Origin of the sequence: uncultured Ruegeria sp., assembly GCF_947500045.1 — a bacterium.
GTDB lineage: Bacteria > Pseudomonadota > Alphaproteobacteria > Rhodobacterales > Rhodobacteraceae > Ruegeria.
This window is the reverse complement of sequence record NZ_CANMQQ010000014.1, coordinates 58,678-84,478: the sequence shown is the minus strand read 5'-3', so window position 1 is coordinate 84,478 and position 25,801 is coordinate 58,678. Positions and strand designations below refer to the sequence as shown.

The 25,801-nt window shown below is 59.3% G+C and carries 32 protein-coding genes; 16 read left to right on the top strand and 16 right to left on the bottom strand.

The genetic code is table 11. The features are described from left to right. Position 1: 1 nt before the first annotated feature. On the bottom strand, positions 2 to 355 hold the full coding sequence (locus Q1B46_RS19175; RefSeq protein WP_299666930.1) for a hypothetical protein: 354 nt from the start codon (positions 353 to 355) through the stop codon (positions 2 to 4). Between the two features lie 201 nt (positions 356 to 556). Here Q1B46_RS19175 and Q1B46_RS19170 point away from each other — a divergent pair, with 201 nt between their 5' ends. Beyond that, a complete protein-coding gene (locus Q1B46_RS19170; RefSeq protein WP_299950814.1) occupies positions 557 to 1,546 on the top strand; it encodes a glutathione S-transferase family protein in 990 nt (329 codons plus the stop codon). Here the strand turns inward: Q1B46_RS19170 and Q1B46_RS19165 are convergent. Further along, positions 1,528 to 1,890: a response regulator gene (locus tag Q1B46_RS19165; protein ID WP_039541665.1), complete on the bottom strand. Its 363-nt coding sequence runs from the start codon at positions 1,888 to 1,890 to the stop codon at positions 1,528 to 1,530. The two genes, Q1B46_RS19170 and Q1B46_RS19165, sit on opposite strands and share 19 nt — an antisense overlap. Positions 1,891 to 2,070: 180 nt before the next feature. Here Q1B46_RS19165 and cobD point away from each other — a divergent pair, with 180 nt between their 5' ends. From cobD to Q1B46_RS19145, 4 genes are all read left to right on the top strand, one after another. Further along, positions 2,071 to 3,036 (top strand): threonine-phosphate decarboxylase CobD, encoded by a 966-nt coding sequence (gene cobD / locus Q1B46_RS19160; RefSeq protein WP_299950661.1) that lies wholly within the window; start codon positions 2,071 to 2,073, stop codon positions 3,034 to 3,036. Further along, the gene (cbiB, locus tag Q1B46_RS19155; RefSeq protein WP_299950658.1) at positions 3,033 to 3,953 is read left to right on the top strand and encodes an adenosylcobinamide-phosphate synthase CbiB; all 921 of its coding nucleotides are present in this window, start codon (positions 3,033 to 3,035) and stop codon (positions 3,951 to 3,953) included. The genes cobD and cbiB overlap by 4 nt, the downstream gene beginning before the upstream one ends. A 12-nt stretch (positions 3,954 to 3,965) precedes the next feature. Continuing rightward, entirely contained in the window at positions 3,966 to 5,129 is a 1,164-nt protein-coding gene (locus tag Q1B46_RS19150; RefSeq protein WP_299950654.1) for a lytic murein transglycosylase, read from the top strand. Between the two features lie 135 nt (positions 5,130 to 5,264). After that, positions 5,265 to 6,005, top strand: coding sequence for a hypothetical protein (locus Q1B46_RS19145; RefSeq protein WP_299950651.1), 741 nt, complete (start codon positions 5,265 to 5,267; stop codon positions 6,003 to 6,005). 76 nt (positions 6,006 to 6,081) lie between these two features. On the opposite strand, the gene Q1B46_RS19140 is transcribed toward Q1B46_RS19145, so the two are convergent. From Q1B46_RS19140 to Q1B46_RS19125, 4 genes are all read right to left on the bottom strand, one after another. Next, positions 6,082 to 6,432 (bottom strand): hypothetical protein, encoded by a 351-nt coding sequence (locus Q1B46_RS19140; protein ID WP_299666914.1) that lies wholly within the window; start codon positions 6,430 to 6,432, stop codon positions 6,082 to 6,084. 54 nt (positions 6,433 to 6,486) lie between these two features. Continuing rightward, positions 6,487 to 9,942: an AAA family ATPase gene (locus Q1B46_RS19135; RefSeq protein ID WP_299950647.1), complete on the bottom strand. Its 3,456-nt coding sequence runs from the start codon at positions 9,940 to 9,942 to the stop codon at positions 6,487 to 6,489. Positions 9,943 to 10,083: 141 nt separating this feature from the next. Further along, positions 10,084 to 10,479: a hypothetical protein gene (locus Q1B46_RS19130; RefSeq protein WP_299950644.1), complete on the bottom strand. Its 396-nt coding sequence runs from the start codon at positions 10,477 to 10,479 to the stop codon at positions 10,084 to 10,086. A gap of 44 nt (positions 10,480 to 10,523) precedes the next feature. Beyond that, positions 10,524 to 11,717: a PLP-dependent aminotransferase family protein gene (locus Q1B46_RS19125; RefSeq protein WP_299950641.1), complete on the bottom strand. Its 1,194-nt coding sequence runs from the start codon at positions 11,715 to 11,717 to the stop codon at positions 10,524 to 10,526. Positions 11,718 to 11,870: 153 nt separating this feature from the next. Between Q1B46_RS19125 and Q1B46_RS19120 the strand changes: the two genes are divergently transcribed. Beyond that, positions 11,871 to 12,641 carry an FCD domain-containing protein gene (locus tag Q1B46_RS19120; RefSeq protein ID WP_299950638.1) on the top strand — a complete coding sequence of 257 codons (771 nt, stop codon included), beginning with the start codon at positions 11,871 to 11,873 and terminating at the stop codon, positions 12,639 to 12,641. Continuing rightward, a complete protein-coding gene (locus tag Q1B46_RS19115) occupies positions 12,641 to 13,129 on the top strand; it encodes a metal-dependent hydrolase (protein ID WP_299950635.1) in 489 nt (162 codons plus the stop codon). Before Q1B46_RS19120 ends, Q1B46_RS19115 begins: the two co-directional genes overlap by 1 nt. Positions 13,130 to 13,196: 67 nt before the next feature. Here the strand turns inward: Q1B46_RS19115 and Q1B46_RS19110 are convergent, their stop codons facing one another. From Q1B46_RS19110 to Q1B46_RS19085, 6 genes are all read right to left on the bottom strand, one after another. Further along, on the bottom strand, positions 13,197 to 13,757 hold the full coding sequence (locus tag Q1B46_RS19110; protein WP_299950632.1) for a F0F1 ATP synthase subunit B: 561 nt from the start codon (positions 13,755 to 13,757) through the stop codon (positions 13,197 to 13,199). Positions 13,758 to 13,762: 5 nt separating this feature from the next. Continuing rightward, on the bottom strand, positions 13,763 to 14,314 hold the full coding sequence (locus Q1B46_RS19105) for a F0F1 ATP synthase subunit B' (protein WP_299950629.1): 552 nt from the start codon (positions 14,312 to 14,314) through the stop codon (positions 13,763 to 13,765). Positions 14,315 to 14,400: 86 nt separating this feature from the next. Beyond that, positions 14,401 to 14,625, bottom strand: coding sequence for a F0F1 ATP synthase subunit C (locus Q1B46_RS19100; protein ID WP_005981269.1), 225 nt, complete (start codon positions 14,623 to 14,625; stop codon positions 14,401 to 14,403). A 48-nt stretch (positions 14,626 to 14,673) separates the two neighbouring features. Continuing rightward, positions 14,674 to 15,453, bottom strand: a complete 780-nt coding sequence (locus Q1B46_RS19095; protein ID WP_299950626.1) for a F0F1 ATP synthase subunit A — start codon at positions 15,451 to 15,453, stop codon at positions 14,674 to 14,676. Between the two features lie 2 nt (positions 15,454 to 15,455). After that, positions 15,456 to 15,788, bottom strand: coding sequence for an AtpZ/AtpI family protein (locus tag Q1B46_RS19090; RefSeq protein ID WP_299666892.1), 333 nt, complete (start codon positions 15,786 to 15,788; stop codon positions 15,456 to 15,458). A gap of 184 nt (positions 15,789 to 15,972) precedes the next feature. After that, positions 15,973 to 16,884, bottom strand: coding sequence for a DMT family transporter (locus Q1B46_RS19085; RefSeq protein ID WP_299950622.1), 912 nt, complete (start codon positions 16,882 to 16,884; stop codon positions 15,973 to 15,975). An 81-nt stretch (positions 16,885 to 16,965) separates the two neighbouring features. On the opposite strand from Q1B46_RS19085, the gene Q1B46_RS19080 reads away from it, so the two are divergent. Next, positions 16,966 to 17,298 carry a metalloregulator ArsR/SmtB family transcription factor gene (locus Q1B46_RS19080; RefSeq protein WP_299950619.1) on the top strand — a complete coding sequence of 111 codons (333 nt, stop codon included), beginning with the start codon at positions 16,966 to 16,968 and terminating at the stop codon, positions 17,296 to 17,298. A gap of 81 nt (positions 17,299 to 17,379) precedes the next feature. Here the strand turns inward: Q1B46_RS19080 and Q1B46_RS19075 are convergent, their stop codons facing one another. From Q1B46_RS19075 to Q1B46_RS19065, 3 genes are all read right to left on the bottom strand, one after another. Then, on the bottom strand, positions 17,380 to 17,658 hold the full coding sequence (locus Q1B46_RS19075; protein WP_299950616.1) for a hypothetical protein: 279 nt from the start codon (positions 17,656 to 17,658) through the stop codon (positions 17,380 to 17,382). A gap of 64 nt (positions 17,659 to 17,722) precedes the next feature. Continuing rightward, complete coding sequence (locus Q1B46_RS19070; RefSeq protein WP_299950613.1) at positions 17,723 to 18,634, bottom strand: DMT family transporter; 912 nt, start codon at positions 18,632 to 18,634, stop codon at positions 17,723 to 17,725. Next, a complete protein-coding gene (locus Q1B46_RS19065; RefSeq protein ID WP_299950610.1) occupies positions 18,631 to 19,509 on the bottom strand; it encodes a LysR family transcriptional regulator in 879 nt (292 codons plus the stop codon). Before Q1B46_RS19065 ends, Q1B46_RS19070 begins: the two co-directional genes overlap by 4 nt. A gap of 121 nt (positions 19,510 to 19,630) precedes the next feature. On the opposite strand from Q1B46_RS19065, the gene Q1B46_RS19060 reads away from it, so the two are divergent. Together Q1B46_RS19060 and Q1B46_RS19055 are read left to right on the top strand one after the other, a co-directional pair. Further along, the gene (locus Q1B46_RS19060; protein WP_299950607.1) at positions 19,631 to 20,212 is read left to right on the top strand and encodes an NAD(P)H-dependent oxidoreductase; all 582 of its coding nucleotides are present in this window, start codon (positions 19,631 to 19,633) and stop codon (positions 20,210 to 20,212) included. A gap of 66 nt (positions 20,213 to 20,278) precedes the next feature. Further along, the gene (locus Q1B46_RS19055; protein ID WP_299950604.1) at positions 20,279 to 21,019 is read left to right on the top strand and encodes an aspartate/glutamate racemase family protein; all 741 of its coding nucleotides are present in this window, start codon (positions 20,279 to 20,281) and stop codon (positions 21,017 to 21,019) included. Here Q1B46_RS19055 and Q1B46_RS19050 read toward each other — a convergent pair whose 3' ends face one another. Next, positions 21,020 to 21,550: a prolyl-tRNA synthetase associated domain-containing protein gene (locus tag Q1B46_RS19050; RefSeq protein WP_299950601.1), complete on the bottom strand. Its 531-nt coding sequence runs from the start codon at positions 21,548 to 21,550 to the stop codon at positions 21,020 to 21,022. It lies immediately after the preceding gene. An 87-nt stretch (positions 21,551 to 21,637) separates the two neighbouring features. Between Q1B46_RS19050 and Q1B46_RS19045 the strand changes: the two genes are divergently transcribed. From Q1B46_RS19045 to Q1B46_RS19020, 6 genes are all read left to right on the top strand, one after another. Beyond that, the gene (locus Q1B46_RS19045; RefSeq protein WP_299950598.1) at positions 21,638 to 22,156 is read left to right on the top strand and encodes a hypothetical protein; all 519 of its coding nucleotides are present in this window, start codon (positions 21,638 to 21,640) and stop codon (positions 22,154 to 22,156) included. Positions 22,157 to 22,316: 160 nt separating this feature from the next. Continuing rightward, entirely contained in the window at positions 22,317 to 23,813 is a 1,497-nt protein-coding gene (gene ffh / locus Q1B46_RS19040; protein WP_299950595.1) for a signal recognition particle protein, read from the top strand. Further along, positions 23,810 to 24,367, top strand: coding sequence for a GNAT family N-acetyltransferase (locus Q1B46_RS19035; RefSeq protein ID WP_299950592.1), 558 nt, complete (start codon positions 23,810 to 23,812; stop codon positions 24,365 to 24,367). Before ffh ends, Q1B46_RS19035 begins: the two co-directional genes overlap by 4 nt. Further along, positions 24,364 to 24,915, top strand: a complete 552-nt coding sequence (locus Q1B46_RS19030; RefSeq protein ID WP_299666864.1) for a GNAT family N-acetyltransferase — start codon at positions 24,364 to 24,366, stop codon at positions 24,913 to 24,915. The genes Q1B46_RS19035 and Q1B46_RS19030 overlap by 4 nt, the downstream gene beginning before the upstream one ends. Next, positions 24,912 to 25,448, top strand: a complete 537-nt coding sequence (locus Q1B46_RS19025; protein ID WP_299950589.1) for a GNAT family N-acetyltransferase — start codon at positions 24,912 to 24,914, stop codon at positions 25,446 to 25,448. The genes Q1B46_RS19030 and Q1B46_RS19025 overlap by 4 nt, the downstream gene beginning before the upstream one ends. After that, positions 25,445 to 25,741: a chorismate mutase gene (locus Q1B46_RS19020; RefSeq protein ID WP_299666860.1), complete on the top strand. Its 297-nt coding sequence runs from the start codon at positions 25,445 to 25,447 to the stop codon at positions 25,739 to 25,741. The genes Q1B46_RS19025 and Q1B46_RS19020 overlap by 4 nt, the downstream gene beginning before the upstream one ends. Positions 25,742 to 25,801 lie beyond the last annotated feature (60 nt).

Below are 25,801 nucleotides of genomic sequence, written 5' to 3'. Positions count from 1 at the left end.
ATTATTCCTCAAGCCCCAGCAATGCGATCGGCGCATCTGGCGCGCGGTAGAAATCCAGCGGGGCCTTATCGGCGGCCACGGTATTGCGCTTGAACTCATATCGCATCTCACCCACCGCTTCTTCATCGGCGATGATCAGGCATTGGTACAGGTGATTGGCCCCGTCATAAATATCGACCAGCCCGCGCAGACGCGGAGTAGTCTCGGCCTCGACGGTAAAACCGTCTTTCCACAATGTCAGAATTTTAAAGCTATTGTCGCCAACTTCCACCCGCATACGGCTAGATTTCTTGAGTGTAGCGATTCGGGCCGCGTCTAATTCGGCGCGTATTTCCTTGGAAACATAGGTACTCATAATAATTTCCCCCTTAACCATCTCTATTGTGACGCGACATATGTAAAAATCCAGTGAACGGCATCACATAGCCTGCGGGATATGCAAATTGTTGCCCGGATAGCTCTGTGCACGCACGCAGGCCAGATGCGCGCGCGATGAAATAGGAACATAGGCCTCGGCAGCCTATCTTTGCCTCAATCGCAAAGCGGAGGAATGATGATGGGCCTGCTAGTCGACGGCGTATGGCATGACACCTGGTATGATACCAAATCCACCGGCGGGGCGTTCAAACGCTCGGCCGCACAGTTTCGCAACTGGATCACGGCCGATGGCGCACCCGGTCCTTCGGGGCGCGGCGGATTTGAAGCAGAAAGCGGGCGCTATCACCTCTATGTCTCTCACGCCTGCCCCTGGGCGCATCGCACGCTGATCTTTCGTGAGTTGAAAGGGCTGAGTGACCACATCTCGGTCTCGGTCGTGCATCCCGACATGCTGGACAAGGGCTGGACCTTTGAAACGGACGCGCATGGCGCTACCGGGGACAAGCTGTTTGGGTCGGATTTTGCCCATCAGATCTATACCCGTGCCGATCCCAATTATTCGGGCCGCGTCACTGTGCCGATCCTGTGGGACAAAGTCGAGAAGACCATCGTGTCGAACGAAAGCTCGGAAATCATCCGCATGTTCAATTCCGCCTTTGACGGGATCACCGGCAATACGGATGACTATTGGCCCGAGGCGATGTGGGATGAAATCGAAGACGTGAATGCGCGCATCTATTCCGATGTGAACAACGGGGTCTACAAGTCTGGCTTTGCCACCACGCAGGAGGCCTATGACACTGCTGTTGGTCCGCTGTTCGACACTCTGGACTGGCTTGAGGATCGTCTGGCCCGGAACCGTTATCTGATGGGAGACCGCGTGACCGAGGCTGATTGGCGGCTGTTCACAACGCTCATCCGGTTCGACCCGGTCTATCATCTGCATTTCAAATGCAACAAGCGACGGTTGGTCGACTACCCGAACCTGTGGGCATACACGCGCGAGTTGTATCAATGGCCGGGCGTGGCCGAGACGGTGAACATGAACCACATCGTGCGCCACTATCACTTTAGCCACGACAGCATAAACCCGCACCGGATCATTCCGGTGAACCCGGCGCTGGATTATTCAGAACCTCATGAACGGGATCAGCGCCCGGCGGCGTAGTGTTCCACCATGGCTGCCAGATCCTCGGGCGGGGTAGAACTTTGGACATAGGCGCACGCATTGGCGCTGTGGGCAAAGATGGACCCGTCCGAGAAGAAGGTGGTGTTGGTCACAAAGATCACCCGTGTCTCGGGGCGGCGATAGCTGGCGAAATCGGCCACCGCCAGCGCGCTGCCGGTTTCAAGAACCAGATCCAAAACGATGATATCAAAGGCCGTCCCGTACAGCGCCAGTATGGCGGCCTCTTGCGTTTCGACCAGCGTTACTTCGGCCTCCTGCCTTTGCAGATGCCGCTGCCAAACCCGACCTAGATCGGGGTTACTCTCAACAATCAGTACTTTCATTTGCAACAACCTCGGCACATGGTAGGGTGAGTGGTGCCGACCCCTGTTGTCCGTGATCACGCGATTTCCTTAACAAAGTGTTAACGACGCCTGCACAGCGCTGTGATCCTGCGGATTCGCTTGTATGAGCGGCAAAAATCCGCTTGAAGCTGCATAAACAGGCGATTCCGGCAGGGGAACATGGTTGGACAGGCTGAAAATCTGAACCCGAGAACGGCCCGCGATCATGGCGGCGGGCTGGATGGCGCGATGGCACATTTCGGCGGCGCGCGCGATGATTGGGTCGATCTGTCGACCGGGATCAACCCGCATCCTTACAAGGTCTCAGGACTTAAGGCATCAGATTGGATGGACCTGCCTGATCATGGCGCGTTTGAACGCTTGACGGATGCAGCCCGGGTATTTTGGGGCGTGCCAGACACGGCACAAATCCTGCCCGCCCCCGGGGCATCAGCAGTGATTGCGCGTTTACCTGCGCTGGCAAAGGCAGGCCGAGTGCAGATCACAATGCCCACCTACAACGAACACGCCGCCGCGTTCACCGCGCAGGGCTGGACCGCGCAAGAAACCGGCCCGGTCGAGGCTCGGGTGATCGTGCACCCCAACAATCCCGATGGACGCATTTGGCAGGAAACAGACGTCGATGCGCCGCTGACCGTGATTGACGAGAGTTTTTGTGATGTCACCCCCGACGCCTCGTTGATCCATTTGGCGGGCCAGCCCGGCGTTGTTGTGCTGAAAAGCTTCGGTAAGTTCTGGGGACTGGCCGGGCTGCGGCTGGGCTTTGCGATCGGCCAGCCGGAACTGATCGCACGGTTGAACGATCTGACAGGGCCCTGGGCAGTTTCCGGCCCCGCACTGAGGATTGGGGCGCAGGCGTTGCGCGACACAAGGTGGGCTGAGGAGACCCGAGCTGGTCTGGCAACCGAAGCGACGCGGCTGGACCAGCTTATCACGGCCAATGGGGCGCGGTTAATCGGAGGCACCAGCCTGTTTCGTCTTTATGACGTCGACGACGCTGCCGCTTGGCAAGACAAGTTGGCTCGCGCCCATATCTGGAGCCGGATTTTCCCCTATTCCAAGACATTCCTGCGCCTTGGTCTTCCGCCAGCACACGGCCGGTCCAGGTTGGAGGCAGCGCTTTGAGTACGGCCTTCCTATTGGTCTGCGCCATGTGTCTGGATGCAGCACTGGGTGAGCCGGACTGGCTGTGGTCCCGTGTTCGCCACCCTGCGGTGCTGATGGGCAATGCAATTGGCTGGCTGGACAACCGGCTGAACCAAGGGGCGCATCGCCGCCTCAAAGGGGTTGCGGCGGCGATCATATTGGTTCTTGCCGCCTATGCCGTGGGCCATCTGCTGGCCCTGCTCGGCCCTATTGCCGAGATCGTGGTATGTGCAATCCTTCTGGCCCAAAAATCTCTTGTCACACATGTTCGCGCGGTCGGTGAGGGGCTGCTGAGCTCACTTGCAGAAGGGCGCATGCAGGTTGCCCTGATCGTCTCACGTGACGTGAACGCAATGACCGAGGCGCAGGTGGCCCGATCCGCCATCGAAAGCGCCGCGGAAAATCTGAGCGACGGTGTGATCGCCCCTGCCTTCTGGTTTCTAGTCGCGGGGCTGCCGGGGTTGCTGGTCTATAAGGCGGTCAACACCGCCGACAGCATGATCGGGTATCGCAACGAGAAATACCGCGCCTTCGGCTGGGCTGCGGCGCGGCTGGACGATGCACTGAACCTGTTCCCGGCCCGGCTGACCTTTGTGATGATCGTGGCGCTGACCGGACAATGGTCCCGCTGGGGTGAGATGGTTGGGGATGCCCGACGCCATATCTCACCCAATGCAGGCTGGCCCGAGGCTGCCATGGCGCGCGCGCTGGATATCGCGCTGGCAGGGCCACGCAGCTATGACGGGCAGATGCGAGATCTGGCCTGGGTAAACGGAAATGCCCGACAGAACATCGACGCGGCGGAGGTTTTCCGCGCATCTAACATACTCTGGCAGGTATGGGGGCTTGCGCTTGGGCTCGTGTCAGTGTGGGTTGGGTTCAACTTCATATTCTGACGGATCTGTCCCATGCGCTTCCTTTCCGGCTTAATCGCCGCCGCCTTCCTCGCCTCGCCCGCCTTTGCCCAATGCGGTGGTAACTTCAATGCCTTCGTCGATGGGTTGAAGGCCGAAGCCGGTCAGAAAGGCTTCGACGCCTCCACCGTCAACGGCTTTTTCAAAGGCGTACAACAGGATGGGGCCGTGCTGAAAGCCGACCGGGCACAGGGTGTGTTCCAGAAACCATTTATCGATTTCTCGCGCCATCTGATTTCACAAAACCGGATTGACCGAGGCACAGCCATGTCGCGGAAATACGATGCGGTGTTTGACCGGATCGAGCGGGAATACGGTGTCTCGCGCGGTGTGTTGCTGGCCTTTTGGGCCTTCGAAACTGACTATGGCGCGGTTCAAGGTGATTTCAACACCCGCAACGCGCTGGTGACACTGGCGCATGATTGCCGTCGGCCAGAGCTGTTTCGCCCTCAGATTTTCGCCGCGATCGAATTGTACAGCCAAGGTAATTTCGACCCTGCGCGCACGACCGGCGCCTGGGCGGGTGAAATTGGTATGGTACAGATGCTGCCGCAGGACATTCTGGACAACGGCGTGGATGGCGACGGCGATGGTCGCGTTTCACTGAAAACCTCTGCCCCCGACGCGCTGATGTCGGGGGCCAAGATGCTGTCGCATCTGGGTTGGCAAGCGGGTCAGCCCTGGCTGCAAGAGGTGACAGTGCCCGCGCAAATGGACTGGTCGCTGTCCGGCCCCGGCAAACCGCGCCCGGTATCCGAGTGGCAATCGATGGGCGTGCAAGCGCGCAGCGGATCGTTGGCAAACCTGCCAGCCTCGCTGATCCTGCCGCAGGGGCATAATGGACCCGCATTTCTGGCCTATCCAAATTTCGACGTCTATTTCGAATGGAACCAGAGCTTTGTATATGTTCTGACTGCCGCTTATTTCGGGACGCGTCTGGAGGGCGGACAGATTTATGACGCGGGCAATCCCGCGCCCGGGCTGTCGAGTGCGCAGATGAAGCGGCTACAGACCAAATTGCAGGCGCGCGGCTATGACGTGGGCAAGATCGACGGCATTCTGGGTGCCGGAACCCGCGCTGCAGTGCAGGCAGAGCAGGTGCGATTGGGGCTTCCAGCAGATGCGTGGCCGACCACCGATCTGCTGGGCCGCATTTGAAGAGACGCTTCGAACCCGTTGTGTTTGCAAGGCCTCAAGCGGTGAGGTTCTGCACATCATCCCATCATTCGTTTGCGGCCAATTCGACATTTAACTAGGCTGGCCAAAGCACGTACCAAGCCCCGAGATCAATGCATGACAATTGATGACCGCCGTAAACTGCTTGCCGATGTTTTGCGCCCTTTTGACGTAGGACATCCGCTCATCCGGGTCGGAGCTTTTGGGGATGGTGGCTATCTGGTTCCCAATGATCTTATCGGTATCAAGGCTTGCTTTTCGCCGGGTGTGTCACTGCAATCAAGCTTTGAACTTGATCTGGCCAAATGGGGTATCCCGTCTATCATGGCCGACGCTTCGGTGGATGGACCCGCCGAGACTATTCCCGGTGCGATTTTTTCAAAGCGGTTCTTGGGCGCGCATACCAAAGGCGATGTGATTTCGCTTGGAGATTGGATGGCGCAACACGCGCCGGACACCGGGGATCTGATGCTGCAGATGGACATCGAAGCGGCTGAGTATCCGGTTTTTGAAACCCTGCCTGCTGCGTGCCTCAACCGGTTTAGGATAATCGTGATCGAGCTTCACCGAATTCCGTCGATCCTGACAAAACCGCATTTCTTCGAAAAAGCAAAACCGCTTTATGACGCCATCGGTGCGAAATTCACATGCGCGCACCTGCATACGAACAACGCGTCCGGCTCGATGGAGATTGAAGGAGTTGAATTTCCGCGCGTCGTCGAAGCCACATTTATCCGCAATGATCGCATTGCCCAAGCGCGGCCTATTTCGGCATTGCCTCATCCGCTCGACGTTGCACATCACCCGACACGACCAGAAATTGCGGTGCCCGATGAATGGCTGGCACAGCCGATCTGAGCGGATTGGCTCAAACAGCGGAATGTGGTTGTTACCACCGTTTCAAACAGCGTTATTATTCAGGACATCGGATCCTTCATTCCGGTCGCACCGGGTATCGATCGCCCTTCTCATCAATCAGGATCAGCCGCTCACCGCTGCGCACATACAGATCGCACCGTCTGGCCCCATTACGAAAAGCGATACAGACACTACCATCCTCGGCGATGGAGTACGTGCCGAACGCAGAGTCACCGCTGGAATATGTGTAAGAGTAAGCCCCACCTGCCGAATACTTGGATTGACCGTCGTCATAGAATGTGAGCGTTCGGCCCGCCAACGCGTCCAGTTCCTGGGAACTTAACGGGACATCTCCGGATTTGGTGGGCCATTCGGCGGCAGTTGCAGAATTCGCCGCCAGGAGCATTAGGATCAAAAATCGGGTCATGCCGTCACCCTACCCCGAGCGGCCATGAAACAGGCATAACGTTGCAGTGATAGGTCAGGCGACCATCTGCTCGGCTTTCTTGAGGTCGACCGAAACCAGTTGGCTGACGCCTTGTTCCTGCATGGTCACGCCGAACAGACGGTCCATCCGTGCCATGGTCACCGCGTGGTGGGTGATGATCAGGAAGCGTGTGTCGGTCTGGCGGCACATCTCGTCCAGCAGGTCGCAGAAACGGGTGACGTTGGCGTCGTCCAGCGGCGCGTCGACCTCGTCCAGCACACAGATCGGCGCGGGATTGGCGAGGAAGACGCCAAAGATCAGCGCGGTCGCCGTCAGGGTTTGTTCGCCGCCTGACAACAGGCTGAGGGTCGAAAGTTTCTTACCCGGAGGCTGGCACATGATCTCCAGTCCGGCGTCCAGAGGATCGTCGCTTTCGACCATGACGAGATTGGCCTCGCCCCCGCCAAACAGATGCTTGAAAAGCATGGCAAAGTTCGAGTTCACCTGTTCAAACGCGGTCAGCAGGCGTTCGCGCCCTTCGCGGTTAAGGCTGCTGATGCCGCTGCGTAGCGCCTTGATCGCGTCTTCCAGATCAGCTTTTTCGCTGTTCAGCGTGTCAAATTCTTCCTGAACCTCTTTGCTGTCCTCTTCGGCGCGCAGGTTTACCGCGCCCATCGCATCGCGCTGACGCTTGTGGCGATTGACCTCGGCCTCCAGCGCATCGGCTGCGGGCATCTGGTCCGGGTTGGTATCAAGCTGGTTCAGCAATTGGTTGGGCGTCAGCTGCTGATCCTCAGCGATCCGTTCCGCCGCGGCGACGACGCTTTCCTTGGCGGCATCACAGCGCGCTTCGGCTGCGGCGCGGCTTTCGCGGGCTTCCGAGGCCAGACGTTCGGCTTCGCGTTCCGCCAGAACGATCTCGCGCTGCGCTGTTTCTGCCTCGGCCAGCTTATCGGCCGACTCGGCGCGGCGCGCTTCGGCGGCTTCGATAAGCTCGTTCAGTTCTTCACGTGCTTCGGCGATTTCACCGGGGGCGGCTGTGGCTTCCGAGAGTTCCTCTTCCGAGCTTTCTTTGCGTTCAGCCAGTTCTGCGATACGTTTTTCTGCGGTTTCCAGACGGTGTTTCCAACCGCTGAGGTCTTTGGTGACCTCTTGGCTGCGCCGGGTGCGGGCCTCACCCTCGCGGCGCAACTCATCATGAGACGACCGGTGGGTCAGCATGGTAATCCGCGCGGCCTCGACCGTTTGTTTGATGTCTTCGACCTGCGCACGGGCACTGTCGAGATCGCCCAGATTGGTCAGCGCACCCTCGGCCTCGCGCAGTTGGGCGCGGGCGGACATGGCGTCTTCCTTGTGGCGGTCGACGGCCAGTGTCAGCGTTTCCAGCTTGCCTTGTGCCAGATTGCGATCCGCCTCGGCCCGGCTGAGCATCCGTGCAGTTTCGGCCATGCGCTGATCGGCGGCACGGCGGGCATCGCGGGCGCGGCGGTCGGCCTCAGTCACGTCCGCCAGTTGCTGCGACAGCGCCTCATGCGCGGCGCGCGCGCCGTCGGCTTGTGCCTCGGCGCGTGTGAGTTCCTGTTTCAGCGCTTCGAGCTTGTTTAGCTGTTCCAGCCGCAGGGCTGCGGCGCTTGGCGCATCCTCGGCCCAGGCGCGAAACCCGTCCCAGCGCCACAGGTCGCCCGAACGCGAAACCAGTCGCTGACCGGGTTTCAACGAGGCCTGCAAGCGTGCGCCCTGATCCGCGTCAACCAAACCAATCTGCGCGATCCTGCGGCTGAGGCGATCCGGTCCGGACACGTGTAACGCCAACGGTTCAGCGCCGTTTGGCAAAGGCTGATCGTTGTCATAGCCCGCTACCTGCACCCAACCTGACGGTCCGTCACCCTCGACCAGCGGCGTACGTAGGTCATCGGCCAGCGCCGCACCCAATGCCTTTTCATAACCCGGGGCGACGCGTAGCAGATCGAGGACTTGTCCACCCTCCGCCGTGTCGCGTTCAACCAGTTTGGCAAGTGCAGTGGTCTCGGCACGGATCGCGCCCAGTTCGCCTTCGGCCTCAGAGCGCTTTGCACGCGCATCGGCCTCGCGCCCCTGCGTTTCATTGCGCAATTCATCTGCAGCGGCGAGGGCTTCTTCAGCCGCCTCGGCTGCTTCGCGGGCTTCTTCCTCACCCTCTTGCGCAGTCTCGAACGCTTCACTGGCGTGGGTCAGGGCTGTCTTGGCTTCATTTACCGCAGCGCGGGCCTTTTCTTCTTCGCCTTCGGAGCGGGCCAGGGTCTTGCGGCTGTCCTCGACCAGACGCTGCGCCGATTGGTGACGGGCCACGAGGCGCGCCGTATCTTCGGTTTCCTGCGATAGGTGATCCTCACGCTCTTGCAGGACCGAAGCGGCTTCGCGGGCGACCTCAGCAGATTCGGCCACCTTCTGATCATAACCCTCAGCGGCTTTGGCAAGCTCGCGCGCTTCCCATTCCAGGCGCTCGATCATCTCACCCGCGTCCCGGTTCAGGCCGGATTCGCGTTCAATATCGTTACCGAGTTGCTGGATACGGTTGGTCAGCGTCTCAATTGTCTGGCGCGCGCGGGTTTCCTGATCCGAGAGTTGATCGCGCTGCACCTGCTGGCGCTGCAGGACGGCGGCGGCGATGGCCTCTTCCTCGCGCAGGGGGGGCAGGGTTTCTTCGATCTCGGCGCGTTTTGCGGCGGATTCGCGGGCGGCGGCCTCGGCGCGCGAGGCTTCGGTGATCCGGTCGCGCAGTTTCTCTTCCGCCGCCTGGCGGGCCATGTCGGCTTCTTTCCAACGACGATAGAGCAGCATCCCTTCGGCCTGCCGCAGCTGTTCGCCGATCTCGCGGTAGCGGGCGGCCTGACGCGCCTGACGCGCAAGCTGAGCCAGTTGCCCACCCAACTGTTCCAGCACGTCGTCGACGCGGGTCAGATTGGATTCGGTGCCTTTCAGCTTCAGCTCGGCCTCGTGCCGCCGCTGATAAAGGCCTGAAATCCCGGCGGCTTCCTCCAGAATACGGCGGCGGGCGCGGGGTTTGGCATTGATCAGCTCGGCGATGCGGTTCTGACCCACCAGCGCGGGCGAATGCGCGCCAGTCGACGCATCGGCAAACAGCATTTGCACATCGCGGGCGCGCACATCCTTGCCGTTGGTCTTGTAGGCGCTGCCCACATCGCGGGTGATACGGCGGAAAATCTCAAGCTGGTCACTGTCGTTGAAACCTGAAGGCGCAAGGCGTTCAGAATTATCCAGCGTCAGGACAACTTCGGCAAAGTTGCGCGCAGGCCGGGTGGCGGCCCCGGCAAAGATCACATCTTCCATGGCACCGCCGCGCATGGATTTGGGGCGGTTTTCGCCCATCACCCAGCGCAGGGCTTCCAGAAGGTTGGACTTGCCGCAGCCATTGGGACCCACAACACCGGTCAGCCCGTCCGCGATGATCAGATCGGTCGGGTCCACAAAGCTTTTGAAGCCGGTCAGTTTGAGTTTGCTAAAGCGCAATGGCTGCTCTTGGTGTGATTCCTATGGGTAAGAAGTCTGCGCAACGGAGGGGCAAGGTGTCAACGTGAATGCGCAGGATATGGGTTGTTTGCTTAAGTTATCCACAACATCTTGGCGAATCTACGCAAGGTTTCGCGTATCTCAGTAAGGCGTGCATTCAAAGACCTGGTATCCGTAGTCTTCGTAATAGCCATAGTCGACGCATTCATAAGGACGGCGGAGTAGAGCGCCTAGAATCAGCTTTTCCCCCAGTTCGCGGTCGCAGCCCAGCACCCCCACAGTCACCGCCGCATCGCCCAGAACATCCAGCAGCGGGCAGCCCGAGACCTGCGCCATCGCCAGCGCGGCGCGGTCGCGGATTGGACCTAGACGCGGGGCGTATTGCGGGTTCACGCGGACAGCCTCGGCCAGTTCATTGCGGACGCGGACGTCAAAGATGCTGCCGTTGACCGCCACGCGGGTTGCGGGCTGATCGCGAAAATAGGGCGTGCCACCGGAACAAGCGGCGAGCAGGAAGAAGGCGAGCACACGGATCATACCACCGTTCTTGCGGCAATATGGTTAATGAAACCTTTCCTGGCTCAGGCGCGCAATACCTCTCCCAAGCGGCGGATGCCCTCGCGGATCGTGTCTTCATCTGAGTTGGAAAAACTCAGCCGGATGGTGTTGGCCCCTGAATCGTCAGGGAAAAAGGCCTGACCGGGCACAAAGGCAAGTTTAACCGTCTCAAGCGCTTTCGCCAGCAGGTCAGCCCCATTCACATCCTTGGGTAGTGTGACCCAGACAAACATACCGCCCTCTGGTCGGGTCCAATCGGCGCCTTCGGGCATATGTTGGTCCAACGCCTCCAGCATGGCGTCGCGGCGTGCGGCGTAGGTGCGGCGCAGCATTGGGACGTGGCTATCAAAACAATCTCGCGCAACCTGATGCACTGCCATCTGGTTGATCGTCGAGGAATGTAAATCAGCGGCCTGTTTCAGCAATACCAATTGCGAGATTACTGGCTTGGCGGCCACCACCCAACCGACGCGCAACCCAGGTGACAGGGTTTTTGAGAAGCTACCGCAATAGATCGTCCGGCAGGCCTCGATCGAGCCCTTGCGGCCCTGTTCCAGCGCCAGAATCGGGGGGATCGGATCGCCGTCATAGCGCAGCGCCTGATAGGCACCGTCTTCGATTATGGCGCAGTCCAGTTCTTCGGCCAGATCCAGCAAAGTCTCTCTGCCGCGCCGGTCTACGGTCTCGCCCGTCGGGTTAGAAAAATCGGCAGAGAGATAGGCGAACTTGATCGGACTGTCGCCGGCAGCCTCCCGGTATTCGGCAGCCCTGCGATTACCGTTGATGCTGAGCTGATCAAAGCGCGGTTCATAAGCGTCAAACGCGTTGAGCGCACCCAGATAGGTAGGCCAGCCAACCAGAGCCGTATCGCCCGGCGACAGGAACAGCTTGCCCAGATAATCGAGCGCCTGCTGCGAGCCTGAGGTGATCAGAATATTGTCAATGTCGCACTCCACGCCAATCCCACGCATGTAGCCGACCAGCCATTCGCGCAGCGGAGCGAAACCTTCGCTGATGGAGTATTGTAGCGCCTGCGCCTGTTGATCCGGCCCGAGCGCGTTTTGGAAGGCCTCGGCGAAAGCCTCTGCCGGGAACAAGGCCGGATCGGGGATGCCGCCCGCGAAGGAAATGATACCAGGTTCGCCCAACAGTTTCAGCAGTTCGCGGATTTCGGATGCTTTCATCCGGGAGGCGCGGGTGGCATAGAGTTGATCCATCTCAGCGGGGCCTCCTCTGCCCCTTGTGGCGCAGATTAGGCGAAGTGCATCTTATGTCAATAATTCTGACCTAATATTTCAGTCCCCGTGAGCGACTTGAACACCACCCTCAATCGTGGTCAGGTAAGTTGACCAATTTCAGATGTAAGCCTCATGCCTTTTCAAAAAGTACAGACCGAAAAACTGTCGCTGGCTGTGGTGCGCCAGATAGAGCTGCTGATCCTACGTGGCATCCTGCGCCCGGGCGAACGCCTGCCCTCGGAGCGGGAGCTGGCCGAGCGCATGGGGGTGTCGCGACCATCACTGCGCGAGGCGATCTCGGGTCTGCAGGAGCAGGGGTTGCTGACCGCCAAGGCCGGATCAGGCATCTATGTGGCCGAGGTTTTGGGCTCGGCCTTTTCGCCTGCATTGATCCAGTTATTCGGCAATCATGATGAGGCGGTGACCGACTATCTGTCATTCCGGCGCGATATGGAGGGTCTGGCAGCCGAGCGCGCCGCCCGATTGGGATCGGACAGTGACCTGAAGGTTGTTCAAGCCATATTGGACAAGATGGAAACCGCCCATGACCGCAATGCGGCCGAGGATGAGGCGCATCTGGACGCCCAGTTTCACATGGCAATCATCGAAGCCAGCCATAACGTGGTGATGCTGCATATGATGCGGTCGATGTTCGACCTACTGCGGCAGGGCGTGTTCTACAACCGCCAGATCATGTTTCAGCAGCGCATGACCCGAGATGCCATTCTGGATCAACACCGCGCCATCAACGCCGCCCTGCAGGACCGCGACCCCAAGGGCGCGCGACGGGCGGTCGAAGATCACCTGAACTTTGTCAAAAGCTGCATGGCCGATCAGCAAAAAGCCCTGCGCAACGAAGAGATCGCGCAGCAGAGGTTGAAGCACGAAACTGGTGAGGCCTGATGTTTATCGGGCATCTACCCGGCGCCTATTTGATCTTCCGGGCAACAGCGCCCAACCTCGGCAAGCTTGCGTTCGCCGCCGCAATGATCGGAGCTGTTGCCCCCGATATCGATATCCTCTGGTTCTATCTTGTCGATGATCGGGGGCACCATCATCATTCCTACCTGACGCATCGGCCCGTCATTTGGGCAGGGTTTCTGCTTACTGGTCTTTTGATCCGGCGTTGGCTTCCGCAAACCGGCACGTTTCTGACCTTCTTCGGAGCAGGCGGGTTGGTTCACATGTTGCTGGATTCAATCGCAGGCGAGGTCGCATGGCTTTGGCCCTTGTCGGACGCAACACATCCGCTGGTCTCCGTCCAGGCGACCCATGCGCACTGGATCTTATCGTTCCTCAACCATTGGACCTTCAAGGTTGAGATTGTAATCACGATAACTGCCCTTCTCGTCTGGTACTTCACCTGGCGCAGATCAAAGAAAGACGCCTAGAGCCCCAAACAAAAAAACCCGAGCGCCTGGGGCCCTCGGGTTCTTCTAAATCATATGATCCGTGCGATCAGTGCAGCTTGGCATCCACATCTGCGATCGACGCGTCGATCAGCTTGTTCGCCTGAGTGGCGGTCATCTGCTTTGCCAGTACAGCGTTTGCTGCCGAAACAGCAACGGTGATGGCCTGATCACGCACTTCTTTCACGGCCGAAGCTTCAGCCGATGCAATCTGATCCTGCGCAGCGGCAAGACGGCGTGCGATGGAGCTTTCCAGATCGACCTTGGCTTGTTCAGCCGCCAAAGCCGCGTCTTCCTTGGCCGCCGCAACGATGGCATCGGCCTGACCTTGAACTTCGCGCTGCTTGCGCTCGTACGAGGCCAGCAGGCTGCGTGCTTCTTCATGCAGGGCACGGGCTTCATCCAGTTCCGACTGGATACCGTCAGCACGGTTGTCCAGTGCGCCACCGATCATGCCGGGGACCTTGAAATAGAACAGGACCGCAATGAAGACGATGAAGCCCAAAAGGACCACAAAATCGGTGTTGCCAAGCGAGAAGAACGGGCCGCTTGCGGCCAGCGCGGGGCTGGCAACGCCGAGGGTTAGGATAAGGGCAAGAGTGTTCCGCATGTCACTTATCCTTTCGTCTGTGCGTCTACTGCGCTGTTGATGGCTTTGGCATCTGCCTCGCCGCCCAGCGTAGTGACCAGTTCAGCCGCCGTATCCTTGGCAACCACTTGAATGCTTTCCAGCGCGCTGGCACGGATGTCGGCAATTGCCTTTTCCGATTCAGCCGCCTTTGCAGCGATTTCCGCGTCCGCCTTGGCAATCGCGTCATCCAGACCAGACTGGATTTCGGCGCGCGCTTCGGCTGCGATACGCTGTGCCTCAGAACGGGCATCGGCCAGCGCCTTGTTATAGGCCTCTTCAGCCTCGACCGCTTTGGCCTTCAGATCTTCGGCCGCAGCCAGGTCATTTGTAATGGTCCCCTGACGTTCCGCCAGGATTGCCGCGATGCGAGGCAGAGCCACGCGGGACAAGACCAGAAAGATGACGACCAGCGTAATGACCAGCCAGAAAATCTGGTTGGGGAACCAATCGAAGCAGAGCTGAGGCATACCGATTGCCGACCCATAAGAGTCAACGCAGGTGCCAGCTATTTCTTCGGCAATGGGTTCTGTCGCCATGATGTCCTCCGTCGGAACGTTGTCTTTACAACAGGTGGGCCGCTATGGCTTGGACCCACCTGCGCGTAAGGATCAGGTTCCGCAGATTAGACGGCGAACATCAGCAGCAGCGAAACCAGGAATGCGAAGATCCCCAGCGCTTCTGCGAACGCGATACCGATGAACAGGGTTGCGGTCTGCGAAGCAGCCGCCGAAGGGTTGCGCAGGGCGCCGGCCAGGAAGTTGCCTGCTACGTTGCCCACCCCGATTGCGGCTGCGCCGGAACCGATTGCTGCCAGGCCTGCGCCGATGTGTGCGAGATCGCCTTCCATGATGTTTCTCCTTACGAATTGGAAGTTTCGATGTTGGGTTATCGGACCTTAGTGCGACGGATGCAGCGCATCTTTCAGATAAACACAGGTCAGAATGGTGAATACGTAGGCCTGGATGAAGGCCACCAGGACCTCGAGGCCGTACATTGCGGTGATCGCCAGAACGGACACGGGCGAGATCACGGCGACCGCGGCAAAGCCTGCGAACACCTTGATAACCGCGTGGCCTGCCATGACGTTACCGGCAAGACGAATGGAGTGGCTGACGGGGCGTACGAAGTACGAGATCAGCTCGATGATCGCCAGGATCGGGCGCAGCGCCAGCGGTGCACTGGAAACCCAGAACAAGCCCAGGAAGGCAGCACCGTTCTTGACGAAACCCAGAATGGTCACGGTCAGGAACACGGCCAGCGCCAGCGGGATGGTGACCGCAAAATGCGACGTGGTTGTAAACGACGTCGGGATCAGACCCAGGAAGTTCGCGCAGACGATGAACATGAACAGGGTCATGACATAGGGGAAGAACTTGACGCCTTCCTTGCCGCAGATGTCTTCCAGCATTTTGTAGACAAAACCGTAGGTCAGCTCTGCAATTGACTGCATGCGAGTCGGAACAATTGCGCGCTTGGACGTGGGCAGAACCAGCAGCAGCACGACAGCAATAATCGCAAGGAACAACCACAGGGTCACGTTGGTGACAGTGAACATGCCCACCGCGCCATCGCCGAACAGCGGCTTGACGATGAACTGGTCCATTGGGTGGAATACCAAGCTGCTGCCTTCTGCCGCCTGATCGCCGCCATGTGCTGTGGTGGTCTCGGTTGCCACGTTCAGTCCCTCTCGTTCTTCTCGGCCGCCTGAGCCGCCGTTTGTTTCTCTTGAGCCTGTTGTGCGCTGCGGAGCATAACTTTTACCCCGGCGACAAGGCCCAGCAATGTGAACAGCACCAGAAAGATCGGGATTGTCCCGAACAGGCTGTCCAGCCCGTATCCGATGCCAAATCCGATCCCCAGACCGGATACCATTTCGATGACCATCCTCCAGGCAAGCTCGCCTCCGGACACGTCAGCATCTGCGCGGGGTTTTGGCGCTGTGGCCTTTTTCGCCGCCGTGATCTTGGCCTCAAGCTGCGCCATACGCTGCTTTTGGTCATCATCGGTCACGGGCGTTTCCCTCGCTCAGTCTTGGGATAGGTGCTAAGGGTCGACGGGCGCAGAGTCAACGCTGTTGAAGCCCTTACCAAAACCACCATAAGCATCAGATTTTTATACTAAAAATCTTGGATGCGCACCGCAGGTCTGAGTTGTTAAATAGGCCAGTCAGGCGAATTGGCCTGAATCCGCATATTCAACCTTTTGGTTGATCTTTGTCGGCCCCGCTCCGCCTCAGGCGTCTGATCAGACGACCGTCGATCAGCAAAAGCCCCACAAAGATCGCCGCCATTCCCAGAAGATGTTCGGGCAACAACGCCTCTTGCAACACCCAGGTGCCCAGCACCAGCGCCGAAACCGGTGCGATCAAGGTCACGGTCGAAATGTTGGTCGGCCCGACCTTGGGCAACAACCAATAGAAGGTGATAAAAGCCGCCGAGGTCAGTACAAACCCGATCATCATCAGCGACAACCATGTCTCGGTGCGGGTCACATGAGGCACCCCTTCCTGCCAGATTGCCAGCGGGGTGATAGCGATTGTCGCGCCAGACAGCGCAAGTGCAGTCAGAACCACGGGTTGCATGTCTCGGAATGCCCGCGCGATGTTGACCGAAAAGGCATAACAGACCGGCGCGCAAAGGGTCAGCAGGATCGCCCAAAACTCGGACGTTGCACCAGCCTGCAAGACCGGCATGGACAGCATCACAATACCCATGAAGCCACAGACCACCCCCAGAGACTTGAGCAATGTTGCGCGCTCACTACCTGGCCAGAAATGTGAGACGATGACGGCAAAGGCCGGTGTGGTCGCATTGACGATCCCGGCCACGCCCGAAGCGATGTGTTGTTGACCGAGCGCGTAGAATGCAAACGGCGCGGCATAGCTGAGCGCACCAAAGCCCAACAGTCCCATGGCCCGCGCACCTGACAGCCGCACGGGTAAGCGAGCACCGATCACATAGACCCAGCAGCCCAGCGCACCGAAGGCGACACGGCCCATCGACACGGAAAGCGGCCCCAGTTCACGCAGCAGAATGGCGTTGAACATGAAAGACATGCCCCAACCAATTCCAAGGATGCAGATCACAAGCCAGTATTTTAATGACATCTCTGTCCCCCAGAATTACCGGGGCACAGTGACGTCATCGCAAAAATTGTCAAACCGGTTCCTGCGCTTTAGGAAGGGCTCATGTCCCGTGATCTCGATACCGTCTTTGCCGCCCTTGCTGATCCCACCCGCCGCGCCATCCTTGCGATGCTGCTGGAGGATGATATGGCCGTGACCGATGTAGCCGAGCCGTTTGAGATGTCATTGGCTGCAATCTCAAAGCATCTGGTCATTCTCACCAAAGCCGGATTGATCTCGCAGGAAAAGCGGGGGCGCGTAAAATGGTGCAAGCTGGAACCCGACGCGCTGCGCGCCGCTTCGGTCTGGATGCAGGGTTTTGGACAGTTCGAGCCGGTAAACCTTGATGCGTTCGAACGGTTTCTGGCGATCGAATTGCCGTCGGATGAAGCTTGAGGGTCAAGGGCCCGTGACCAAGGGGCAGCCGGATGCCTGAACACTTTTGAGGTCACACAGCGCTAAGAGACTGCTGAGCAGTTAACCTTCCTGACTATACTCCACACCGGTCACAACTCCTGTTGCGTCCGCACGGCAAAGCCATGGCGCCTGAGCCCCCGCGACCGAGACCGTAGTGACGGTGCCGGTTGGTTCGGATTGGGTCGAGATTGCGCTGACGCCGCTTGGCTGGGTACCGGTTTCGGCGGAAACCAAAGCCTCGCAACTGGCTTGCAGATCCGCCTGCGCCGAGTCGCTGCCCCCACCGGTTGCACACGCAGATATGGCAAACAGAGCAGGCAGAAGGAAAGGCAGTTTCATGGCAGATCTCCGCATTTTGACGTGACACCTGCCAAGGTGCCAGACCCGGCGCAGATGGCAAGGTTCAATCGGATATCGTGGCAGTGTTGGCCGGGCTGTCTTCACCTTTCAGAAGAAGCAGCAAGGCGACAGCCGTCAGCGCTGCACCGACCAGCACCAGTGCCGTGGGCGCAGGGCGCCCCAATGCTATCTCCCACAGGATCACCCAACTGGGGATCAGGTATGTATAGGCCATGACCTTGGCAGAAGGCAGGCACAGCGCTGCGAATTGCACCAGAACAAAGCTGGCAGCAGTTGCAAACAGCGAGATATAGATCAAAGTCACCCAAACGATCCCTGGCAAGTTCGCCCAATCGGTTGCGCGGATATCGGACCAGCCCCAGAACGTCAGGATCAGGCATCCGGCCACCAGAGTCCCAAAGGCGAACACGACCGCAGGCTCCCCCCGGTTCAGACGCCGCACCATCGGTGTGTAAATGGCGTGCGCGGCGCAGCCCCAGAAATAGATGATCTCTCCAACCCCGATCTCGAAGGCCTGAAAGGCCTGCCAATCGGCCCGGAAGATCACCCAGAGAGCACCAACCGCACCAACCGTCAGGGCCAGCGCCATGCGGGCGGTGGTGATCTGACGCAACAACACCCACGCCGCAATCGCTGACATGACCGGGGTCAGCGTGAAAACTGCGGCCGCACTGACCGGAGGCGCGGTTTTCAAGCCGTAGAACATCAAAACGAAGTAGGTGCCAAAAAGCCCACCCAGCACCAAATAGCGCCAGGGTGCCCGAGCCGCATCTCGCGATATACCCGTCGTTGCAATCGCCGCGACGCCGATCAACACAGCGGCAATCGCAAAACGCGCCGCGTTGAATGCCGTAGGTGCAATCTCGTTCGCGACCATCGAACCCAGTGAGAAACTGCCCGCCACCAAGGCCGAGAATATCAGCATGGCCAGATGGCCGCGCGCTTGTGGGGTCACGGAAGCCAGCCTTTGGATTGATCTTTCAAGAAGGACAGGAACGCTTGTACCTTGGTCGTGCGATGCAGATCCACATGGGTGACCAGCCACAGCTTGCCCGACCATTCGGGCAGAGGCTCCATCACCTCAACCAGATCAGGGTCGCGCGCGGCCTCCCACCGGGCCATGAAGCCGATACCGGCCCCGGCCAGAACCGCCTCGCGCATGCAGAAATTGTTGGTGCAGCGAAAGGTGATCGCCCGTTCCGGCGCATTGGCGCGTAACCAACGGGAAAACGGCGCGCGGCTGTTTTCGTCATCATTGCCGACAAACTGGTGGTTGGCGAAATCATCGACACCCGAAGGTTTACCATGGCGCGCGATATAGCTTTTGCTGGCGAACAACCCGATCTCTTGCGGGATGAAGGGCTGAACCACGTTGTCGGGCTGATCCGGCGCGGCGCCGGCGCGGATGGCCACATGTGCCTCGCCATATTCCAGCCGGAACAGGCGGTCGCCGGTCAGATACCGCACGATCAATTCCGGGTGGGATTGCTGGAACTCGGTCAGCGTCGGCACGATCAGCGGAGCCAGAGAGGCCAGCGACGTGACCACAAGTTCGCCAGAGACATCATCTCCGCGCCCTTTCATGCGACCGACCAGCTGGTTGAACTGATCTTCGGTCGCCTGTGCAACGCGCAGCAGGTCCTCACCCGCTTCGGTTGGTGTATATCCGCGCGCATGGCGCTGAAACAGCTTGACGCCCAGCCGCGCCTCAATCGCGTCGATATGGCGGATTACGGTGGCATGATGCACACCCAACACATCCGCCGCGCCGCTGACCGTTCCCATGCGCGCCACTTGATACGCAGTTCTCACTTCATCCCAATTGTCCATTGCATCAGTTCCATTGTGCAAATTCCAACAATACCTGTTGATATATCCGAGTTTTGTTCACATTCGCAACACTCATATTGAGGCAACAGAAGATAATTCCGACACTAAAGGACGCACTGAGATGACCAAAACCATCCTGCATATCGACGCCTCGGCCCGCCGTACCGGTTCAACCACCCGCGATCTGTCCGATCGCGTTGTCCGCCATCTGAACGCCGGACGCATCATCCGCCGTGACCTTGCGACCCCCCTGCCCCTGCTGACCGAAAACTGGATTGCCGCCAATTTCACCCCCGCCGATCAACGCGACGTGGTACAACAAGACCTGTTGGCGCTGTCGGATGAGCTGGTCACCGAGTTGCAAAATGCCGACACCATCGTCATCGGCCTGCCGATCTACAATTTCTCGGTCCCTGCTGCATTCAAAGCATGGATCGACCTTGTCGCCCGCGTGGGCCTGACTTTTGCTTATTCCGAAGAAGGCCCCAAGGGTCTGCTAGAGGGCAAACGCGCCATCCTCGCGGTTGCATCGGGCGGTACGGCTGTCGGGTCCGAGATCGACTTTGCCACAACCTATGCACGCCATGTTCTGGGTTTCATCGGCATCCATGATGTCGAGGTCATCGCAGCTGATCGCATGGCCCTGGATCCTGAGGCTACTCTGTCCAACGCGCAGAAAGCTGTTACGGAACTGGCGGCCTGATTGACGGCCACCCCCTGAAACGTCCAGTCTGCATATCACATAGATGTGACAGGCTGGACGTTTGCCATGAAGAAAATCGGAATACTGGGCGGAGTTGGCTGGGCTTCAACCGTCGACTACTACCGCGCCATCGCCGAAGGCGCGGGGCAATATTATTCAGAACGTGGCCATGGTTCACCCCTTCCAATCCCGCCAATGACCATCGAATCCGTGACGCAAGCCAAAACCCGCGCCCTGCGCGGCACGGCCGGAAATGAGGCCAGCTGGTCTGCCTTCGACGCCGTATTCCGCGATGCGCTGCTGACCCTGCAAAACGCCGAATGTGATTTCGCGATCATCGCTTCTAATACGCCCCACGCGCGGCTTCACGCCATCCGGCAAGGCGTGTCGATGCCCATCCTCAGCATATTTGACGCCACAGCCGAAGTGACCGCACGGTCAGGCGCGACAAACGCTCTGGTTCTCGGCACCACGGTCACAATGCAGGCCACCAACTATGCCGAACGACTAGCCACCGACGGCATCACGGCAAATGCGCGCCTACCCGATCCCGAGATCGCCGAAATGCAAGCGATGATCGACAGTGACTTCTACGGCGGCGCATCAGATACTGCGCATGCCCGACTGCTGGCCTTTTGCAACCGCCATGCCACCCCCGGTACGGCGATCCTGCTTGCCTGTACTGAACTGCCACTGGCCTTTCCCGACCATCTCGACGACCCGGTGTTCGAGGCGGATGGTCACCTGTTCATCAACCCCTCCGCCGCCCATGTCGCTGCGGCTTTGACCGAAGCGCTTGAGGGGTGATCAGGGCAGCCAGTCGAACGCGCAACCAATCTTGTCAAAAAACGTCATCAGATCCTCTTGTGGCATCGCAACGGTCCGATCATTCACCAGCGGGTGCATATAGATGACATCCGCTTGTTGCGCCGCCGCGTCCATGATGAACCGCACATCATTCTGCACACCGTTGATCATCGCCAGCGGGCTGACTGCGCCTGGTCGAATGCCCAGATTCTGGAACATGCGGTCTGCAGAGCCGAAGGACAGGCTGCCGATCCCCAACGCCGCGCCCAGCGCCTTCAGGTCAATCTCGCGGCTCTGTTCCAGCGTCACCAGATAGTTCCGCTTTTTCTTGTCGCGCAAATAGAGGTTCTTGAGCCGCAAGGCGTTCTCGCCCGGCACCATGAACTGGTCTTCGACCCCTTTGGCATCCTCGACCGTACGCAGTGGGATATGGGTGTGTAACTGATAGGTCAGCCCCCAGTCGTCCAACTGCGCCAGCAGTGCATCGGAACTGAGCGGCAATGTATCCTGAAAGGCAGATGATGCGTCCATGGTACCCCCTTATGCACGCGCTCATCGCGCAACCGGCGGGCAAATTCAAGCCACGACAGGCCCCAAAATCGATGCTAGCGTGCCGCCATGAAAATCACGCGCAATACTCCGAACCAGCTGATCCTGTCCGATACGCCGTGGTTTATCGGCATTATGCTGGTGTTCTTCATTCTGGCCTTTGTCGGCGCAGGCCTGTTCTTGGCCAGCGAGGGCGGTGAGGGCATCTTGTTCGGCCTCTTCTTCGCATTATTCGGCGGCGGAATGGGCGTCGGAGCATTCTGCGCCTTTGTGCGCCGTGTTCAGGTCATCTTGGACCGAAGCCAAGATCGTATCATGATCCGCAGGCAATCGGTCTTTGGTTATGATACTGTCGAGCATGTGCTCTCAAACCTGTCCCATGCGGAAACCGAAAGCACAATATCGCGCAGCGACAAAGGCACATCGACCCTTTATCGACCCGTCCTGATACTGGATGAAGGCATGAGCGCCGGACGGCACCCCATTGTCGAGGCCTATTCCAGCGGTCGCGGCGCGCATCGGCTGGTGGATGCAGTCAATGACTGGCTGCCTGCGCGCAAGGTTGACTCTTCCAGCCAATCGGCCTAAATCCCGCCCAAACATCCGGAAGCGTTGATCTTCCGGTCCCTTGAGTCGTTCAGGGATCGCCCCCCACCAGCGTGTTACGCCCGTGGGGGCGTTTGTGCATTTAACCGGCGCATCCTATCTAGGGCACGCCAACCGACAACCGGCATAGGAGGCCGAAGGCATGTTTGAAAATCTATCCGAACGCCTCTCTGGCGTCTTTGACCGGCTGACCAAACAGGGTGCCCTGTCCGAGGAAGACGTCAAAACCGCACTCCGTGAGGTGCGGGTTGCCCTGCTTGAGGCCGACGTGTCGCTGCCGGTGGCGCGTGAGTTCGTCAAGAAGGTTCAGGACCAAGCCACCGGTCAGGCTGTCACCAAGTCGATCACCCCCGGTCAGCAGGTCGTCAAGATCGTGCATGACACACTGGTTGACGTGCTGCGCGGTGAGGATGACCCTGGCGCGCTGAAAATCGACAACCCGCCTGCCCCGATCCTGATGGTCGGTCTGCAGGGTTCGGGTAAGACGACGACAACCGGTAAGCTGGCCAAGCGGTTGAAAGAGAAAGAGGGCAAGAAGGTCCTGATGGCCTCACTGGACGTTTATCGCCCGGCAGCGATGGATCAGCTGGCCGTTCTGGGCACGCAGGTCGGCGTCGATACGCTACCGATCGTTCCCGGCCAGAAACCCGTCGACATCGCCAAACGCGCCAAGCAGCAAGCGACGCTGGGTGGCTATGATGTCTACATGCTTGATACCGCGGGCCGTCTGCACATCGACGAAGTGCTGATGAACGAGGTCGAGCAGGTTCGCAACGCGGTCGACCCGCGCGAGACCCTGCTGGTCGTCGACGGCTTGACCGGTCAGGTCGCCGTTGAAGTGGCCGAGGAATTCGAAGCCAAGGTCGGCATCTCGGGCGTGGTTCTGACCCGGATGGATGGCGACGGGCGCGGCGGTGCGGCGCTGTCCATGCGCGCGGTCACCGGCAAGCCGATCCGCTTTGTTGGTCTGGGCGAGAAGATGGACGCGCTTGAGACGTTCGAGCCGGACCGGATCGCCGGTCGTATTCTGGGCATGGGCGACATCGTTGCCCTGGTCGAAAAAGCCCAGGAAACGATGGAGATGGAACAGACCGAGCGCATGATGAAGCGCATGGTCAAAGGTCAGTTCAACATGAACGACCTGAAGATGCAGCTGGAACAGATGATCCAGATGGGCGGCATGCAGGGCATGATGGGCATGATGCCGGGCATGGGCAAGATGGCCAAGCAGGTCGAAGAAGCGGGCATGGATGACAAGGTGCTTAAGCGCCAGATCGCCATGATCCAGTCGATGACCAAGCGCGAGCGCGCTAATCCGCAACTGCTGCAAGCCAGCCGCAAAAAGCGGATTGCTGCAGGTTCGGGGATGGAGGTCAGCGACCTCAACAAGCTGCTCAAGATGCACCGGCAGATGTCGGACATGATGAAGAAGATGGGCAAGATGGGCAAAGGCAAGATGCTGAAACAGGCCATGAAGGGCATGTTCGGCAAAGGCGGCCCCTCACCCGAAGAAATGGCCGCAGGAATGGACCCCAAGGCGCTGGAGCAGGCGGCCAAGGCAATGGGCGGCGGGATGCCCGGACTGGGCGGCGGCATGGGTCTGCCCCCGGGTCTGAGCGGGTTCGGAAAGAAAAAGTGACACCAGCACGCTGCACCCAGCCCCCGTCCGGAAAGGCGGCGATAGCAGCAGCGCAGTATCGCGCGGCCCTGCCGGTCATTCAGACCCGGCGGCTGGTATTGCGCGCACCCACACTGGAGGACCTGCCAGTGTGGACTTCGGTCTGTCAGGACAGTTTTGGCGACACCGCGCAAGAAGCGTGGACTGAATTTTCCTACTATACTTCCGGATGGCTTCTGCACGGTCACGGCCTGTTCACAGTATCACTCAAAGATGATGATCAGGTCATTGGCTTTGTCATTCTGGGCCTTGAGTGGGACGATCAGGAGCCCGAGCTTGGCTACATGTTCAGCGCCAAGCACCGCATGCAGGGCTTCGCCACTGAGGCTTGTGCCGCTGTTCGCGACTTCGGATTTGACCTGCTCGGTTCGGGGCAGTTCGTGAGCTACGTTTCAGCAACCAACAACCGATCCAATGCATTGGCGGGAAGGTTGGGCGCGGCGCGTGACAAAACTGCGGAAAGCGCCATTGGACCAGATCAGCATGTCTGGCGCTATAGCGAGGTGAAGGCATGACATTCGCGATGCCAATCCCTACGCTGGAAACCGAACGTCTGATCCTGCGTGCGCCGTCCGAGGCCGATCTGGACGCGGATGTCGAATTCTTCGCTAGTGACGCTGCAAAATTTGTCGGCGGTCCCCTGCGTCGGGATGAGACGTGGCGGGTTGTTGCCTCACTGCTGGGTCACTGGGTGATGCGCGGCTATGGGTATTGGAGCGTCGATGAAAAAGACACCGGCACCTATGTTGGCCGTATCGGCCTGTGGTTCCCCGAAGGTTGGCCCGAACCCGAGGTCGGTTGGACGCTGCTGAACCATGCCACCGGCAAAGGCTATGCGACCGAGGCCGCTCTGGCCGCGCGGTCTTACGCTTACGACGTTCTGGGTTGGGAAACCGCAATCTCACTCATCGATCTGGACAACACCGCCAGCAAGGCGGTGGCCAAACGTCTGGGCGCACAGTTCGAATATCACTATGAACACCCAAAGTATGGCACCTCGGAAATCTGGCGGCACCCCTCGCCTGCCGATCTGGTGAATGGCGGAATGGAGGCTTACGCATGACCTCTTTCACCATTCCCACCGTCGAATCCGACCGCCTGATCCTGCGCGCGCCGCATCTGGACGATCTGCCCGCGATGACCGCGTTCTACTCGACCGGGCGCAGCCACATGGTCGGCGGGCCAAAGGATGAGTTGGGTAGCTGGAGTTCACTTGCCAGTCGTCTGGGGCACTGGGCGATGCGAGGTTATGGGCTTTGGCACCTGACCGAGAAATCCAGTGGCGATTTTGTCGGCTGGGCCGGCATGATCTATGCGCCAGGTTGGCATGAGCCCGAGTTGGGCTGGACGCTGATGGAACAGGTCGAAGGCAAAGGCCTTGGCTTCGAGGCGGCACAGGCTGCACGCGACTATGCAGCGCGGCACCAGGGGTTGAATGGCGTCATGAGCTATATCGCCCATGCCAATGAACGCTCGCGCGCGTTGGCTGAACGCCTTGGTGCCACCTATGAATGTGAGACCCAGTTGCTCGGCAAGAAAGCCCAGATGTGGCGACACCCGCAGATCGACTTGACCACCGAAAGGACCGGCCAATGACCAACCCCGTGACGCAAGCTGCCACGCTGTTGAAAGAGCATCGCGAAAGCATCGACCGGCTGGACGCGATCCTTGTCTACACACTGGGCGAGCGGTTCAAACACACGCAGGCCGTTGGCAAGCTCAAGGCCGCACACGACCTTCCCCCGTCCGATCCCTCGCGCGAGGCCGCGCAGATCGCACGGTTAGAAGACCTGGCGAAAGAGGCCGATCTGGACCCCGACTTCGCCAAGGCTTTTCTGAATTTCATCATTCAGGAAGTCATCCGACACCACAGGAAACATCAAGAGTGAACCTCTGGTTCAACAAACATCAGAACTAACCGGCACCTACGCCGGATACGCCATTCAAAG

Coding starts and splice junctions, on each gene's coding strand:
- Q1B46_RS19150 (WP_299950654.1), top strand. CDS start 3,966: ATGCGCTTCCTTTCCGGCTTAATCGCCGCCGCCTTCCTCGCCTCGCCC.
- Q1B46_RS19175 (WP_299666930.1), bottom strand. CDS start 355: ATGAGTACCTATGTTTCCAAGGAAATACGCGCCGAATTAGACGCGGCC.
- ffh (WP_299950595.1), top strand. CDS start 22,317: ATGTTTGAAAATCTATCCGAACGCCTCTCTGGCGTCTTTGACCGGCTG.
- Q1B46_RS19065 (WP_299950610.1), bottom strand. CDS start 19,509: ATGGACAATTGGGATGAAGTGAGAACTGCGTATCAAGTGGCGCGCATG.
- Q1B46_RS19025 (WP_299950589.1), top strand. CDS start 24,912: ATGACCTCTTTCACCATTCCCACCGTCGAATCCGACCGCCTGATCCTG.
- Q1B46_RS19060 (WP_299950607.1), top strand. CDS start 19,631: ATGACCAAAACCATCCTGCATATCGACGCCTCGGCCCGCCGTACCGGT.
- Q1B46_RS19045 (WP_299950598.1), top strand. CDS start 21,638: ATGAAAATCACGCGCAATACTCCGAACCAGCTGATCCTGTCCGATACG.
- Q1B46_RS19030 (WP_299666864.1), top strand. CDS start 24,364: ATGACATTCGCGATGCCAATCCCTACGCTGGAAACCGAACGTCTGATC.
- Q1B46_RS19145 (WP_299950651.1), top strand. CDS start 5,265: ATGACAATTGATGACCGCCGTAAACTGCTTGCCGATGTTTTGCGCCCT.
- Q1B46_RS19110 (WP_299950632.1), bottom strand. CDS start 13,757: ATGCGGAACACTCTTGCCCTTATCCTAACCCTCGGCGTTGCCAGCCCC.
- Q1B46_RS19085 (WP_299950622.1), bottom strand. CDS start 16,884: ATGTCATTAAAATACTGGCTTGTGATCTGCATCCTTGGAATTGGTTGG.
- Q1B46_RS19115 (WP_299950635.1), top strand. CDS start 12,641: ATGTTTATCGGGCATCTACCCGGCGCCTATTTGATCTTCCGGGCAACA.
- Q1B46_RS19170 (WP_299950814.1), top strand. CDS start 557: ATGGGCCTGCTAGTCGACGGCGTATGGCATGACACCTGGTATGATACC.
- Q1B46_RS19100 (WP_005981269.1), bottom strand. CDS start 14,625: ATGGAAGGCGATCTCGCACACATCGGCGCAGGCCTGGCAGCAATCGGT.
- Q1B46_RS19075 (WP_299950616.1), bottom strand. CDS start 17,658: ATGAAACTGCCTTTCCTTCTGCCTGCTCTGTTTGCCATATCTGCGTGT.
- Q1B46_RS19120 (WP_299950638.1), top strand. CDS start 11,871: ATGCCTTTTCAAAAAGTACAGACCGAAAAACTGTCGCTGGCTGTGGTG.
- Q1B46_RS19080 (WP_299950619.1), top strand. CDS start 16,966: ATGTCCCGTGATCTCGATACCGTCTTTGCCGCCCTTGCTGATCCCACC.
- cobD (WP_299950661.1), top strand. CDS start 2,071: ATGGTTGGACAGGCTGAAAATCTGAACCCGAGAACGGCCCGCGATCAT.
- Q1B46_RS19165 (WP_039541665.1), bottom strand. CDS start 1,890: ATGAAAGTACTGATTGTTGAGAGTAACCCCGATCTAGGTCGGGTTTGG.
- Q1B46_RS19050 (WP_299950601.1), bottom strand. CDS start 21,550: ATGGACGCATCATCTGCCTTTCAGGATACATTGCCGCTCAGTTCCGAT.
- Q1B46_RS19055 (WP_299950604.1), top strand. CDS start 20,279: ATGAAGAAAATCGGAATACTGGGCGGAGTTGGCTGGGCTTCAACCGTC.
- Q1B46_RS19140 (WP_299666914.1), bottom strand. CDS start 6,432: ATGACCCGATTTTTGATCCTAATGCTCCTGGCGGCGAATTCTGCAACT.
- Q1B46_RS19020 (WP_299666860.1), top strand. CDS start 25,445: ATGACCAACCCCGTGACGCAAGCTGCCACGCTGTTGAAAGAGCATCGC.
- Q1B46_RS19130 (WP_299950644.1), bottom strand. CDS start 10,479: ATGATCCGTGTGCTCGCCTTCTTCCTGCTCGCCGCTTGTTCCGGTGGC.
- Q1B46_RS19125 (WP_299950641.1), bottom strand. CDS start 11,717: ATGGATCAACTCTATGCCACCCGCGCCTCCCGGATGAAAGCATCCGAA.
- Q1B46_RS19105 (WP_299950629.1), bottom strand. CDS start 14,314: ATGGCGACAGAACCCATTGCCGAAGAAATAGCTGGCACCTGCGTTGAC.